Source organism: Aliikangiella sp. G2MR2-5, assembly GCF_015687155.1.
Classification (GTDB): domain Bacteria; phylum Pseudomonadota; class Gammaproteobacteria; order Enterobacterales; family Kangiellaceae; genus Aliikangiella.
On the sequence record NZ_JADPQF010000001.1, the window covers coordinates 155,720 to 169,864 of the forward strand.

Annotated in this window: 13 protein-coding genes; 3 read left to right on the forward strand and 10 right to left on the reverse strand. The window is 41.1% G+C overall.

The genetic code is table 11. The annotated features are described in order from the left end of the window. Nucleotides 1-21: 21 nt before the first annotated feature. From IYN84_RS00630 to IYN84_RS00655, 6 genes are all read right to left on the reverse strand, one after another. On the reverse strand, nt 22-918 hold the full coding sequence (locus IYN84_RS00630; RefSeq protein ID WP_196137244.1) for a hypothetical protein: 897 nt from the start codon (nt 916-918) through the stop codon (nt 22-24). Nucleotides 919-994: 76 nt separating this feature from the next. Continuing rightward, entirely contained in the window at nt 995-1,918 is a 924-nt protein-coding gene (locus tag IYN84_RS00635) for a hypothetical protein (protein WP_196137245.1), read from the reverse strand. A gap of 329 nt (nt 1,919-2,247) precedes the next feature. After that, on the reverse strand, nt 2,248-3,393 hold the full coding sequence (locus tag IYN84_RS00640) for a redoxin domain-containing protein (RefSeq protein WP_196137246.1): 1,146 nt from the start codon (nt 3,391-3,393) through the stop codon (nt 2,248-2,250). 290 nt (nt 3,394-3,683) lie between these two features. Continuing rightward, the gene (locus tag IYN84_RS20915; RefSeq protein ID WP_210330241.1) at nt 3,684-4,238 is read right to left on the reverse strand and encodes a hypothetical protein; all 555 of its coding nucleotides are present in this window, start codon (nt 4,236-4,238) and stop codon (nt 3,684-3,686) included. Further along, nucleotides 4,231-5,412: a peptidylprolyl isomerase gene (locus IYN84_RS00650; RefSeq protein ID WP_196137248.1), complete on the reverse strand. Its 1,182-nt coding sequence runs from the start codon at nt 5,410-5,412 to the stop codon at nt 4,231-4,233. The genes IYN84_RS20915 and IYN84_RS00650 overlap by 8 nt, the downstream gene beginning before the upstream one ends. Nucleotides 5,413-5,418: 6 nt before the next feature. Beyond that, nucleotides 5,419-6,432, reverse strand: a complete 1,014-nt coding sequence (locus IYN84_RS00655; protein WP_196137249.1) for a phospholipase — start codon at nt 6,430-6,432, stop codon at nt 5,419-5,421. A gap of 240 nt (nt 6,433-6,672) precedes the next feature. Between IYN84_RS00655 and IYN84_RS00660 the strand changes: the two genes are divergently transcribed. Further along, nucleotides 6,673-7,077 (forward strand): DUF4124 domain-containing protein, encoded by a 405-nt coding sequence (locus IYN84_RS00660; protein ID WP_210330242.1) that lies wholly within the window; start codon nt 6,673-6,675, stop codon nt 7,075-7,077. Nucleotides 7,078-7,080: 3 nt separating this feature from the next. Here the strand turns inward: IYN84_RS00660 and mnmC are convergent, their stop codons facing one another. The 3 genes from mnmC to IYN84_RS00675 form a co-directional block, all read right to left on the reverse strand. Then, nucleotides 7,081-9,165, reverse strand: a complete 2,085-nt coding sequence (mnmC, locus tag IYN84_RS00665) for an FAD-dependent 5-carboxymethylaminomethyl-2-thiouridine(34) oxidoreductase MnmC (protein WP_196137250.1) — start codon at nt 9,163-9,165, stop codon at nt 7,081-7,083. A gap of 48 nt (nt 9,166-9,213) precedes the next feature. Continuing rightward, the gene (gene folE / locus IYN84_RS00670) at nt 9,214-9,768 is read right to left on the reverse strand and encodes a GTP cyclohydrolase I FolE (protein WP_196137251.1); all 555 of its coding nucleotides are present in this window, start codon (nt 9,766-9,768) and stop codon (nt 9,214-9,216) included. A gap of 97 nt (nt 9,769-9,865) precedes the next feature. Next, nucleotides 9,866-10,489 carry a LysE family translocator gene (locus IYN84_RS00675; protein WP_210330243.1) on the reverse strand — a complete coding sequence of 208 codons (624 nt, stop codon included), beginning with the start codon at nt 10,487-10,489 and terminating at the stop codon, nt 9,866-9,868. A 233-nt stretch (nt 10,490-10,722) separates the two neighbouring features. Between IYN84_RS00675 and IYN84_RS00680 the strand changes: the two genes are divergently transcribed. Then, nucleotides 10,723-11,910 (forward strand): 4-phosphoerythronate dehydrogenase, encoded by a 1,188-nt coding sequence (locus IYN84_RS00680; protein ID WP_196137252.1) that lies wholly within the window; start codon nt 10,723-10,725, stop codon nt 11,908-11,910. Here IYN84_RS00680 and IYN84_RS00685 read toward each other — a convergent pair. Beyond that, nucleotides 11,878-13,206 (reverse strand): sensor domain-containing diguanylate cyclase, encoded by a 1,329-nt coding sequence (locus IYN84_RS00685; protein ID WP_196137253.1) that lies wholly within the window; start codon nt 13,204-13,206, stop codon nt 11,878-11,880. The genes IYN84_RS00680 and IYN84_RS00685 overlap by 33 nt on opposite strands. 321 nt (nt 13,207-13,527) lie before the next feature. On the opposite strand from IYN84_RS00685, the gene IYN84_RS00690 reads away from it, so the two are divergent. Beyond that, the gene (locus IYN84_RS00690) at nt 13,528-13,752 is read left to right on the forward strand and encodes a hypothetical protein (protein ID WP_196137254.1); all 225 of its coding nucleotides are present in this window, start codon (nt 13,528-13,530) and stop codon (nt 13,750-13,752) included. The last annotated feature ends 393 nt before the right edge of the window (nt 13,753-14,145 follow it).

A 14,145-nucleotide genomic window follows, 5' to 3' on the forward strand; every position in this document is an offset into this window, starting at 1 on the left:
CTGGCGATAAATGACAATGAACTAGTGATCGAATTTATCGGGTGGTACGCAGGCGTAAGCGGGAATTGTAGTAAAGTTATCCGGATTAGAAGTATCGAAGCTAGGAATATTAACCTGTTTCTTTAAATAACCTTCTGGACAGCTCAGTGGTTCTTTAGAAATGCGAAAATTATCACCAGGCATTTGCTCACAGTTAAAATCTCTTCCACATATGTGCAGGTTGTAGTCCGGCAAACAAAATCCGCCATCGATTTTTCTACTCCAGTTCAGCGGACACTCACCGCGGGGTATTTCAAAATCTTCTTCTTGCGGCTCTGCTACTAGTGCCAGGTTGTTTGCGATACAAAAATGAAAACCTGGAGGTTTAATAAAACCTGGCTCACACTCGATAGGCGGTGCGGCAAAGAGACCAACAGCTTCATCAGGAGGCACGCTGGTTCCCCCTCCATCCGGATTGATAAGCTTTAGCATTTGGTCCTGTTTAATTAATGAGAGCTTTATATCAAGACAAATATCAGAGTCTTGTGGTCGAGAGTGGTTTTCTGGACAGTAGCTTTCGAATTTTCCTGCGATCAGATAGGTTGTTTCTCTTGCTGATACAAAATGTTTTTTTTCCGTACAGAATAGAGTGCCGATAATCTGTTCATAGTTTTTTTCACATTTGCCATCACGAGACAGGTTTGATACTACCAAGGATGCTAACTCATTCGCGATACAAACGTTAGCGACGGCGCTTTGCCTGAAACCTTGTGGGCAGTCGGACAAGTTCGTCGAATCATAAGTAGAATCTGAAGTTGTGTTAAAAGTACTCAAATTCTCACTCGTTTCTGAGTTGACCGTCAGGCTGACACAAAATGGAATTAAAACTCTAAGAATGATTGCGTTGAAGGTACAGAGTTGTGCTCCGGGTGAATTCATGATTTGCTCCTTTCTAAACGTCCTTGTAACAACAAATTGCGCTCGTTTATGGAGCGCAATTTTTCCTTTCCCAGTATTAGTTAACGCCATTGGGCATATAGGTAACCGTTTTGGCTGCGCAACTTTGAGTATTAACAAAGCCGACAATTTTTCCTGATTTGTCGAATACCGGCATGTCCCACCATAGTTGGTATTCATCGCTAGCGCAAGTTCTGGATTCCCGAGATTTCAAGATGTTTTCTACCTTGGTTAAACTGGGATCCAGATTCCCACACTCATCGTGGCACGCTGTGGTTTTGTTTTCAGGCATACAAAAACCATTTACTCCTTTATACCAGCCCTTTGGACACTCGCCTTCAGGAACGGCTAGAGGGTTAATTAGTTCGTTACCACCTTCGACAACTGTTGATGCAACACAAAAGCGTACACCTGGTGGACGGTAGAAGCCAGGTGGGCAATCTGAAGCATTAGGAAGCGGTAGCTGGGTAGCCAGAAAGTTTTCAGGCACACAAAAACGCACCCCTACCGGTTGGTGAAAGCCCTCAGGACAACCTGGCTCAAATTTGACTAGCTTTACTTCTCGCTCGATTGTATCCAATACCAGGTTATCCGCTACACAAATGGTAGAACCTACAGGACGGGAAAATCCTGGAGGACAATCACCTCCGATAACACCTTCCAGAAGCATCATATTATCAGGAATTTGAATTTGCAGGTTTGTTGCTACACAGAACCTCACGCCGGGAACACGCTCAAAACCGGGAGGACAGTCTTCTCCTGGGGGGGCTTCGGCGGTGGGTTCTATGGTTAAGTTTTCCGCTGCACAGGCCAAGCCAGAAGGTATCGGATAGAAGCCTTCCGGGCAGCCGTCGATTCCGCCAATAGTAGTGGTAGTAAAAGTTGTATCTGTTGTACTTGAGCTTCCTGCTTGAGCAGGGACAGCAAATACTGCTGTTAAGCTGAGTAGTATCCCTGTAAAAGAAATTAACGTTTTATTCATTACTCTATCTCCATGTTAGTTAGTAGTGAGGAAATTGAACTCCTCTAACTGGAGATAACAGGAACCACAGAAAATCCGGCCAAAAAAATCACAAAAAATTCAAAATAAAATTAACTATTTGAATAGTAAGGAAAAAGTTTTAGATTTATATCGATGTTTCGAGGCTGGATTGAGAAAAAGCAGGTTAATTCAGCTAACGGATATTTATAATTCTGTGGTAGGGAAGTGATTATAAGCGCTCGAATGGTACTGCTGTTTTGCTATTCGCCTGGGTTAATTGTTCGCGCGAAATAAAAGCGCGAACTTGCACGAATTCTTATCCGGTAAATTTAGTATTCAGGTTGTCTTCTTTGTGGTTGTTGTATTGCCGAGTCATTAAATAGATGAGTGATTAAATTGTAGCGAGTTCCACTAGTCGTCTCCTGTACTTCGTGTAGTAGTGAGCTAGAGAAAATCATTACAGTTCCAGGCTCTGCTCTATAGGGATGATCGCTAAATTCTTTAAAAACAACACCCCCTCCTTGATAGTCATCATTCAAGTTCATTGAAAACGCAAAGCGCCTGTACGCGACTTTTGGGTTGGTATTATCTCTGTGTCCCATCTCATTGCCTCCGCGTTTACCGACATATCTCGCAATATGCAGGTCTTCACGTCGGGTAACATCAAACGCAAACGCTTTTTTAATCATGGGATTGACTCGTTGATGAGTTCTTTGGTCGATAAATTGAGTCAACTTTTTATCTCTAATTACCTGATCAACTCTATCTTGCCGGTTATGTTCGTAAATAGGCATCTTAAAATCTGTAGTAAAACCTGCCGTTTGGCTTCCAGATACAAAAAAGTTTCCCTGGGTTTCGAATGAGTCAATAAGCATCTTGCACTCATCACGTGTAAATACATTGGGAATTGTCAGGACGGGAGCATGAAATGGGTACCACTTTTCATTCTCGCTTTGCTGTGGAGGTGTAATTTGTTCCATAATATCTCTAATTGTTACATTGATATCTTGAGGATCGTCAAACCAGGAGCGAATTTGTCGAAGCCTGGTAAGTAAGACAATTCTGACTTGATGTCCATGATTTTTATGAAGACCGTAAGTAGCATGTATTGTACCTCCAGAGTCAGAAAGTACCGGGTTAGCAAATCTCGAGTCTTCTTTAAGCTTCTTATTAATAGACGCGTCACTGTTTGAGTGTATTGCTAGTACGCTGGCATTGCTATTGGTTAGCCGTTGATTGTTTTCAGCAAATGACCGTAAAATTTCGAGCGCTGTCGATTCTCTGGTGTTATTCAGAAATATTAATATTAAATGCCTGCCCGACAGGTGATCGTCTGCCAGGTTTAATATACGGCCGTCTTCATCTCGTGATTCAAATGGTTTGGCTAAGTCTCCAGCTGATAGAGGTTGCACAAACTGTTTAATCAGAGGATCTGCAATTTCATATGTAGGTTTCATATTGTTCATATGGCGCATATTAACTTATATTTCCTTCCTAACTCAATCGCTAACTCGATTAATAGCATTACCTTTGTTGTTCATTGTATGCAATATAATCCGTTTTGATTATTGTGCTTTGCAATAAGTATTCTTCAGAAAAGTATGTCGATTAAAAATTGAGTAATAAAAACAATAGTGATGATTTAAAATAAAAAAATTCAACCTGCATAATCAACATCCTGTTTAAACTGAGATTTTAATTTTGCATAAAAACGCTCTGGTTAAGAGGATGCTTGTAAAGGAAACTTATAAAGAAATCTGTCCGATCACTTTAGTTCTTTTTCAAACTTCAGCGCTAGTTTTTTTATACCTTCACGCTTTTGAACTGCTTCATTTATCAAGCTTTGCTCGATACCTCGTTGCTTGCCTAGTTCGATAAATCTGTCGAGCTCTGCTACTTTTTCTCTTGCAGCAATGATATAAGATCGTTTGAGTTGAATCCTGGATTCTTGTTCATATTGAGCATATAGCTCATGATCGGCGATCTGTTGTTTAGATGCCCGATTGTTAGTGAAACTACCTGATAATTGGGGGAGGTCGGCTGGTGGGACATTGATAGAACGTGCAAGGCTGGCAATCGCTTGATTGTCAAGTTTGATCTGATTTCCCAATTGTTTTTCTTTGATGACTAGTTCCAATTCAGATTTGAAATTGGGTAGATTTTTATCGCTTGTTTGTTTCGCAATATTGGAAATGTTAGGATCCTTCGCTGAAAAATTTTCTCTGTCTAGCGGAATTGGGTCTGGACTTTTACCATTTGTGAACAAGTAGAGACATGTGCTAGCTATAACGAAAAAAAGACTAAGCAAAAATTTATACATTGATTGTGATCCGTATTTGTTTTTTTAGTTTTCTTAGTAGAAATTCGTAGCGTTTTCTGGCATGTTTTTTTGCAATTTCCAATGACGCGATATATCGTACTGTTTCGCTTTCAAGCGGATAGTAGTCATATTTGACATCGACTACAGAAACCAATGTCCATGTTTTGACAGGAGAGAGTATCGGTTCGCTAACTTTATTTACAGGCAGACTAAATGCTAAATTATTCAACCACTCATTATTTTTGAGATGCCATTGCGTTTTTTTTTCTACTTGACCATTATCTAACTGGTCTTTAAACGTTTCGCTCAATCGTCTGGAAGAAAACTCCCAAGCAGCATATTTGACCTTCTGCTTGAATTTGAAAGACTCTCTATGAGCGTTATAAAAATCTTCAATATCTTTGCTGGTAACCTGCTTCTTGAAAGTTCTCAATGAATCGTTATTGCCGTGTTGATTGAGTGATATTCCGTAATGGTCTCGTAACACATTTCTAAAATGTAAGGATTTGAAAATAGCCTTTGCCATTGAAAGTTCGCTCTCTGATTTGTTCTTACAGTATTTTTTGTAGGAGATTTGAAAGCCGATTTCTCGAGAAATAATTTGGTGGTCGCCTTCAAATAGTCTTTGCTTATCTTGAATGTTTAAATTATTAAACAATGTTAGCAGGCTAAATCTTTTATATTTATCGAGCGGTAAAAGAATAACTTTATCGAGTGAGTGCTTTTGTTCGTCGGATAATACATATCCAAGTCTCGATGTCAGTTTGAAATTACCAACCAGTTTTTTTAACTGAGGTAGAGTAAATTTCCTGGATGGATTTTCATCTTCCGAACTTAGTATGTTTTGCGGAAACTGTGAATGACAGAAGTTAATTATCTGCCTATTAATATGCCAGCTTAGAGAGTAATCAACTTCACTTAACTTTAACAGTTGTGGCTGCGTTTCTAACGTGTACTGATAGATTAACCTGTTATCCACCAGCTCTTCCGAAAAACGTGTTTTGTCGATCTCTTTGTTTGGTATCCAATGAGAATAGAGCCAGTCAAAAGTTAGCCGATCGATATAATGATTGCCAATCTTAATCGCGTACTTGCCGTTAAAGGCGTGGAGTGGGTAGACTGCAAGCAGCAGCCAACCCAACGATAGGTAACTTGCTATTTTCAAGACTTTCATAACAATCTAAAAGCGAGTCATTGCATGGTTAAGGATATGAACCACCATTGCAATTGCGTGAGGCACGACCTCTCGGGCTACTACCAGACGATCGGCATGAGATGTGGAATGAAGGACTGCGCCTCCATTGGCATAGGAAAAAGCACCTCCTTCGGTGAGAATTGGGCGAATATCTGAACTTGAAGGATCGAGTACGGTAAAACTTTCCAGTGCAGTTGTTACTTTCTCAAAGTCGTTTAGTCTTTCCGACTCATAATAGTCTTTAACCCATCCTTCCCAGCCAGAATGGTTTAAAGCTGAGGTTGTCCAGGTGTGATGAGGTTGTAGTAAATCTGTCGCATGCATTACGAACCCCAGTGATTGAATGTTAGGTTGATTCCAAAACTTCGAATACCAGTATTGCGCCAGATTGTCGAGAGGCTGGAAAGGGATGGTCTCAAAATCTTTATACATGCTGTAGTTTGAATAGCTATCAATACGATAATTGCTTTCAGTAATCTGGTAAGATTCATATTCTGAATCTTCACCAAACCAGCCTTTTTGACCTCCTCTACCGTCATCAAGATGGTCTCCTCGTAGCCAGGTTGCTGCCATATTGTCGACATCTCCCCAAACAGTTAGCTTGTCATAGTTGTAACCACCAATGTCATTGCCGTGAACATCGACTCCTTGGGTATGATTCTGAAAGTGCCAATAAGAGGTATAATTAACAATGCTTTCAGCGATTCCCCATAGCGGTGCATTCACACAGTCACCGGTAACAGCGCCGCATATGAAAGTATCCGCAAAATCGTCTACATCGTAAGCTCCCTGACCGAGTCTTTGCGCAAGTTCCTCAACGGTTATCCCTGCTGCTAGTGCGACTGCTTTCAATTTGTTATATGCCGTTGTTTCTGGATGGGCTTTCATGTAGGCGATTGCATCGAGGACAATTCGTTTGTGAGTTTCCTGTTTGTAGGCAAACGTTGGATTAGAGAGACTCAGGAATAACAGTCCGATTATTATCCGTTTAAATAGCATGTTTCTGGCTCTTGGTATAATGAATGAGAGCTTCAAAATTTAGGCGATTTATATGACATATTCTTTAAAGTAATAAGAAGACTTAAAGAGAATGGGTAAAAATAAAGTGAAGAGATATTTAACTAAGAGTGAGATTGGGAAATTATCCTGTTTGGTGATATTTCAACTAACTTAGCGTATGATGCCTGTAAATCGTATCCTGCTTTACAGGATATTATTACCGATGAAAAAGGAGAAGCAATGAAGCTTATTATAAAAGGTTTAATGGGATTGGTTATTCTGTTGGCTCAGGTAGATGCCTATGCGAAGGTTTATAAATGGGTTGATAAGGATGGGAAGGTCCACTATTCCGATAAACCACAAAGTGAAAAAGCTCAGGAAGTTGAAGTCAAGGAAATTCCTACAACAAAAACGGTTAAAGCGAAAATAAAGCCTATTCAAACGAGCAATAGTAATACTTCAAGCTCATCAAGATCGAGCTCCTCATCTAAAAACTATGGCAACATGCAATCTTGTAGCTATATTAAAGGTGAAATGCGAAAGGCTCAAAAAAAAGTTAACAGCAAAGATGAAATGGAAGCCAGGTTTGCAAAAGTCTATGTAAATAAAGCGAAAGAAATGCTAGCTAACAAAAAGTGCAAGTAGCTTCTATATTGTTCCCGCTCCAGAAGACCTGCGTTTCATTTGTTGAATGACATATCTTCCCGGGAATAATACTTTGGCAAGAGTACTTGCTATCGGACTTATCTGGCCGGCAATCTGACTGGCCAGAAACTCACTGCCTAATAGCGAATAAACCAGACCGTGAGAACCATAGGCTGTGTTGAGCCAGAGCCCAGGCAAGTTATAATAGCTAAGATTCTCTCGTCTTAATCTGGATTGACCTAAATTTGCGAAGTCAGAGCTGAGCTTTTCCAAGTTGATTGCAGCTCCGATAATCGGTAATCGATCAATTGCATGCCGGCGATAGCCCAGTGTGCCTCTAAGAGGAATGGCTTCAACTTCTTCCTCTCCAATAAATTCAATTCCCAATTCTCGAGTTAAAGCGATGGCATTCTTAAGAATATCATTCTGACTATTGCGGTCGAGCTCATCGTTCAAAAAATTTTCAAATGTAGTGCCTATATGAAGAGTTTTGTCCGGGCGATTGATCAGGTAAGCTTTTTCGCAAATAGCTTCTTTTAAATTTGGCGAAAGATTTTTGTGAGAAATAAAAACTGTTTGCCCGCGACTCATATTGGTCGGGTAGTGGAGGTATTGATCCAGCAACTTACAGTTTGCGCCACCTGCTAAAATGACATGATCGTAGTACTCGGTCTGTGTTACTTCATCCAAGTTGTTTAATGAAATATTCAAAATCCATTTGCTATCATGATTGATAACTGAATCAATCGTGTGATTAACTTTTAAAGCTAGTTTGTCATCGCAAAGAGAGAGCAGAGTATTGCAGTATTCTGGAATAGACAATGCCGCCGAATGTGGGAAGCGAACAGCTCGTTTATTGTTGAAGTACTCTTCTGGTTTTATCCAGTCAGACAAGCCCAATTTTTGTGCGAGAGACAGTAATTGATGCTGGCTTTTTTCATCCGGTAAAAGGCGAATGAGTCCGTCGCTTAAAAACAAGCCCTCTTTTCTCGATGGTTCCAAACTATTGATGAATTGCAGCAAATATAAATAGGCTAGCCAGTTAAACTGACTGTTCAGGTTCATATCGGAAGTTAACTGGGGATGATAAATACCAGCTGCAGCGCCTGATGCAGCACAAGCTATAGTATTTTCTTTTTCATATAAGTCGACGTTAAATCCCTTTTCAACAAGTTTATAGGCAGTGGCACAACCTGCCAGTCCTGCTCCAATGATTGCTACCCTGGTTTTTGCGACCATTAGTCGAGAGTTTTTTATTGTTAACCAGGGACTCTCGTATTTTAAGTTGACAAATTTTGGTAAATGGTCGCTGTCTTCATTCGGGGCGAAGACTGCTGTCAGCATCTCTCGTTTTCTTCCATACCCCTTACGCTTACAAATTGTAAAGCCCGCGTTTATCAGTGGCTTTTTAACTGCGGCGGCAACACTAAATGTTGATAGGCGGGTTCCTTTTTTTGAAATTTTAGCGACCTGTTTACAAATAGATTCTCCCCACATACTTTCATTTTTTGCTGGCGCAAAACCGTCGAAGAACCAGTGATCTATTTTATTTTTATCAGGCTGGTGGCTGAACTCTTCATTTAAATCTTCTAGCGCATCTTCAACCGGCATTAGAAAAAGCGTCAGTGATAGTTTAAGTTCGGGAAATTCAATGCGGTGACGACCAAAGGTTAATGACGGATAGTTTTGATAAAGTTGAGCGGCAATCTCATTAAATTCTGACCAGTGTTTAGTCGCTCTTAAAAAGTCCTTTGAGCGAAATGGTCGTTTCTCAATCGAAATGTAATGAAGATGCCGAACGTTATTGTCACTTTGATCTTGTATGAAGTCACGCCAGCAATCGGCTGTCATTAAAAAGTTGAGCCCGCTGCCAAATCCAAGTTCCGCTACAGTAAAGTAAGACTGATTTGTCACCTTCCAGTCATCGGGAAGCTGGTTTCCTTCTAAAAATACATAGCGAGATTCAGCCAGACCATCTTCAGGGTTAAAGTAGATATCGTCAAATTCTCGGCTAAAAGGAACATCATTACGCCACTCGATGTCTGCGGGTTTAACAGAATCGAATTGGCGTAAGAATCCGCTGCTCATTGACTTATTTTCTCTTTTATCTGAAACGAAAAAGCAGGAAATCGAGGACTAGTCTTTTACCAGGGTTAGAAACTCTGCTCGTGTTGCTGGTTTTGAACGGAAAGTACCAAGCATTACCGAGGTTTTCATAGTGGAATTCTGTTTTTCGACACCGCGCATCATCATGCACATATGTTTGGCTTCGATGATAACGCCAACGCCAGAAGCACAGGTAACTTTCATAATTGCTTCTGCAATTTGTTTGGTCATGTTTTCCTGTATCTGCAAGCGGCGAGCGAACATATCTACGATACGAGCAATTTTTGAAAGCCCGATAACTTTACCCGTGGGTAAGTAGGCTACATGACACTTGCCGATGAATGGCAGCATATGGTGTTCACACAAAGAGTAAAGCTCAATATCTTTAACGATAACCATTTCATCATTGTCTGACTCAAAAATCGCGCCGTTGACAACTTCATCGAGGTCCTGATGGTATCCACGAGTAAGAAACTGCATGGCTTTAGCTGCCCGTTTGGGAGTATCGAGTAAGCCATCTCGATTTATGTCTTCGCCCAGTGCAGTCAAAATGTTTTGATAGTTTTCAGTAAGTTTGTCAATCATTGGATTTCTCTTGAGTTGTTACTCTGCGCCAGGAGTTTAAACTGAGTTCTTTCTCCGAAGCGCGCTTTTGGCCACTATTGTAGATGAGCCTGCGCTTCTAGCCAAGTGCAAGCCAAAGTCCGACGCCCACCATCAGGCTACCTGAAAGTCTGTTCAGTAATTGAACATTGCTGGTGTTTTGCAGTAATTTTCCTAATGTTCGGCCTCCAGTAGCGTATAGCGTAAGGAAGACAAACTCTGTAATTAGAATGATAGCAACCAGTGCCGCCAGTTGTGGAGCCATGGAAAGTTCAGGGTTTATAAAAGGGGGTAAAAGGGAAACGGTAAATGCCCAACCTTTTGGATTGGCAATTGCTGTAACAAAGCCCTGGGTCATTAGCTGCTTTTCGCTGATTTGAGTCGTTTGTTTCGTGTCCAGATTAATCGCCATCTTCCCCTTTGACAACCACATCTGAACGCCGAGGTAAATCAGGTAGGCTCCGCCGCAATATTTAAGGACTAAAAAAGTCAGAGGGAAGTTCAACATGATGGAAGCGACGCCGATAACGGCAAGTACGGACACAGTTGCTACGCCAACGAGCTCACCCCACATCATCCAGAATGTTTTTCGTACTCCCAGAGTGATCCCTAGCGTCAAGGCTAGTGTCATACACATACCCGGGGTAGCTGATACCAGCATAAAAGTGGGGATAAATAATGAAAGTAGAGTAAGGTCAAGCAAGCTAAAAGGATCCGTTAACGAAAAAGCCCGTCACTTATTATACTCTTCAGCGAGAGCGACAAAGTACATAAGAAGCGGATATTAACATATCCACTGATAAGGCGTTACAATAACTGGATTAGTACTTATCTATAGAATCTGAATCGCGCTTGAGATGGATATAACCTGACAAGTTTTCAGATTCTTATTGCTGAAACATAACGATGCCTCCCTCATCGACCAAGGATAATCAGTTGAGTAATAAGTTAAAAATTGTTGCAGACGAAAATATGCCGCATATCGACTCGCTTTTCGGCGATTACGCTGAGATCTCTTTTAGGCCTGGTCGTCAGATTTCTGCCCAAGATGTCAGGCATGCGGATGCCTTGCTTTGCCGTTCTATTACCGATATCAATGCCCGCTTATTGCAGAGTTCAACGGTAAAGTTTGTAGGATCTGCAACAATAGGCACTGATCATCTGGACACAGAATGGATGGACAACAATCAAATTTGCTGGACAAATGCCGCTGGTTGCAATGCCGACGCGGTCGCACAGTATGTTATGAGTGCAATCGCTCATTGGCTGATAAATGAAAATAGACGGTTAGAAGATATTTGCGTTGGAATCGTTGGCGCCGGTAATGTGGGTACCAGCTTATCTCGTTGTCTGGGCTGGTTCGGTGTTAAATACCTGCTGTGTGATCCTTTATTAGAATGCCTGGGCGACCCAAGAAGCTTTGTGAGTTTTGACGAGGTATCTGGTTGTGATGTTGTTACTTTTCACGTGCCTATGTCCCACAAAGGTAACTATCCTACCTATCATTTAGTTGACAAAAACTGGCTCGGCACTCTTACTGATAAACAGTTGGTTATTAATGCTTCTCGCGGCGCAGTGATAGATAATTGTGCTTTGTCTGATTATTTGAAAAGAGGGAATTCTGCTCAATTTGTACTCGATGTTTTTGAGAACGAGCCCGAGATTGATCAAGTGCTTGTTGAAGGATGTTTGTTAGCTACACCGCACATAGCCGGTCACACTATAGAAGGAAAGTCGCGCGGTAGCTGGATGATATATCAGCGCTTTTGTGAGTATTTTGACTTGCCTTGCACGGTTACGCTGGATGAGTTGTTACCTGCTAAAAATGAAGTATTGCTGGCCGCTGGGCGTACACTCGATAACATTCTCCTCGTGTATGATATTGTCAAGGATAGCAGTCACTTAAAGCATTTTGTTAGCAATAAAACTTCACAAGAAAAACATCTCGGTCATTTTTTTGATAGTTTAAGACGAAACTATGTTCAGGAGTTTGGTCTTCAGTCTAACGGTTTGCCGCGAAGAGATTATTCCGGCTGGATACTGAGGACTTCCGATAGTTGTCATACTTCTGAAGCAAAGCTCCTGCTTGATTCATCGCGTGCCTGGCAAGTTGGGGCTGTTTGAAAACAGAGCAATTTGATTGCGGCCATTCTCTTTTGCATGGTAGAGGGCCTTGTCTGCTTGATTAACCAGCAGATCTTTTATTTCGCTTGTACTACTTTCCAAAATATCGTTTTTTGCTGATTGAGTTTTATCCGGCGTCCAGCAGCTTACACCAATAGAAAGAGTTAGATTTAGATACTTTGCTTTTTCATATTCGACCGGTTGTTGTTCGACTTTACCCCGGATTCTTTCTGCAATTTCTCGGGCACCCTGAATATCTGTGTTGGGAAGTAATACTGTGAACTCTTCTCCGCCAAATCTGGCGAGTGTGTCAGATTGACGTAGCTGAGCCTGAATCGTTCGTGCAACGCTTTTTAGCGCCCTGTCTCCGGCTGCATGCCCATATCGGTCGTTTATCTTTTTGAAGTGGTCTATGTCCAGAAAAAGGCAGCTGACTGATTGTGCGGAGCGACTAGCTCTCGAGATTTCTTTGCCAAGAATCTGAAAAAAGTAGCGACGATTTTTGGTTCGAGTAAGCATATCTACAAGGCTGAGATGCTTGAATCTTTCCTGACTTACTGAATTATCAATACATACGCTGATTATCGAGGCAAGGTGGTCTAGAAAATTGGTGGCGAGGTTAGGAGAAAAACGATTCAGATCTTTACTTCCCAGATGTAAGCTGCCGGTGAATATTTTGCCTCGTTTTAGTGGAAGTAATGCAACACTTTTGCTGGCTTGAATCTCACTCTGTTGGATTTGTGTGCTGTCAGTAATTGAAGCTGTTGGCGTGAACAGATGATTAATAATATCCCTTTTTTGCGTCAAGGTTGTTTTAAGCTGAGTGTCAGTGTTAGTCAGACTATTTCGTTCTGTAGAATAAAAGCTTTGTATTATGCTTAGAGAATCACAATAGTGCAAATTAATGTGCGGTAATTGACCATATATTTCATTGATTAGCTGCCTAATGTCATTGTCTGGATCGAACAGATATAATTCCAGCTGGTCTACTTTAAACTGACTCTTAAAGTCTTGTAACAGTCGGGACATTAATTGTTCGAATGACAGAGCCTGGAGAAAATAGAGTTCTAACTGAAAAAATTTTTCCTGAGTCTGTTGATTCTTGTGGGCACTGTCGAGGAGTTGATTCAGTGTTCTTTGCAATAACAGGTTATGAGTTTTCGCACTATTTGCTTCGGGTCCAATAGTTGTAACCGGATCCCTGTTATCCTCCATTAAGGATGCAGTTTCTTCACTAGCCAAAGTCTCTTCTTGTTTATCCGGCCAGTGGTGTTTTCTGGACTTCTTTTTTGTCATTTTATAAAACGCAGAAATAGGCACTTTGAATGAGTTTGGCACAAATTCGTAATATTTTCAGTGCGAATACCTTTCTTAATTGACTGGCTACTTTGAGTTAAAACTGAATAACCAGAAAAAATCTATTTTTTATATCGAAAATCTATGACAGCAAATAAAAAAGAGATATCGGATGATTCATATCTATACTTACTTTAAGGATATAGGTTATGGTAGTCGTAACATTTTGAATTGAGATTAAACGTTCACCATGCTGTCCAGTAAGATATCTTGTTAAAGCGGGATTTTGGGCGAGGGCACTACACGGATAGATAAACAACTATGGCTAAAGACGACATGAGTATTGACTCGTTAGAAGATGAAGTACTTTGGACTTCCCGCAAAAAAGCGAGAAGCGGAAAAGATCGGCGCTCAGGTGTTGATCGTCGTCAGCTGAGCGGTCGCATGATTACCGTTCCAGATATGCGTAGTGGTATAGATCGGCGCTCAGGAGAAGATCGAAGAAAAGTGCGTTTAGTCATTACTGGTCGGGCAATGGATGTGTAGAATTTAATATTGATAACTACTTGACTGAGTAGTATTGATGTTGCTAGTATATCTGTCCCCGCTGGTAACATTGATTAACAGGATATCTAGGCAAAAGGAAGTGACATTGGTAGCAGGGGTTTGCTGCCCAAAGCCGCTTCTCCGGTATTTTCTCCACAGAAAAGATTATCGTCGCCGGAAGGCTCCGCTTAGTTATCTGGTCTACAAATTCACAGGGGCGTGATGGCAGGATGCTCAAACTTGCCGTGTTGACAAACTTTCTTTGTTTTCAGCGGGACCAACTTCATTTTGACCTTTTTACAGGTCTAATTATTTTTAACTCTGTTTAGCCTCTAGATGATATGATGTCGCAAACTCTAATCAGCAAAGGTTGGACTTGCATATTCTTCATAG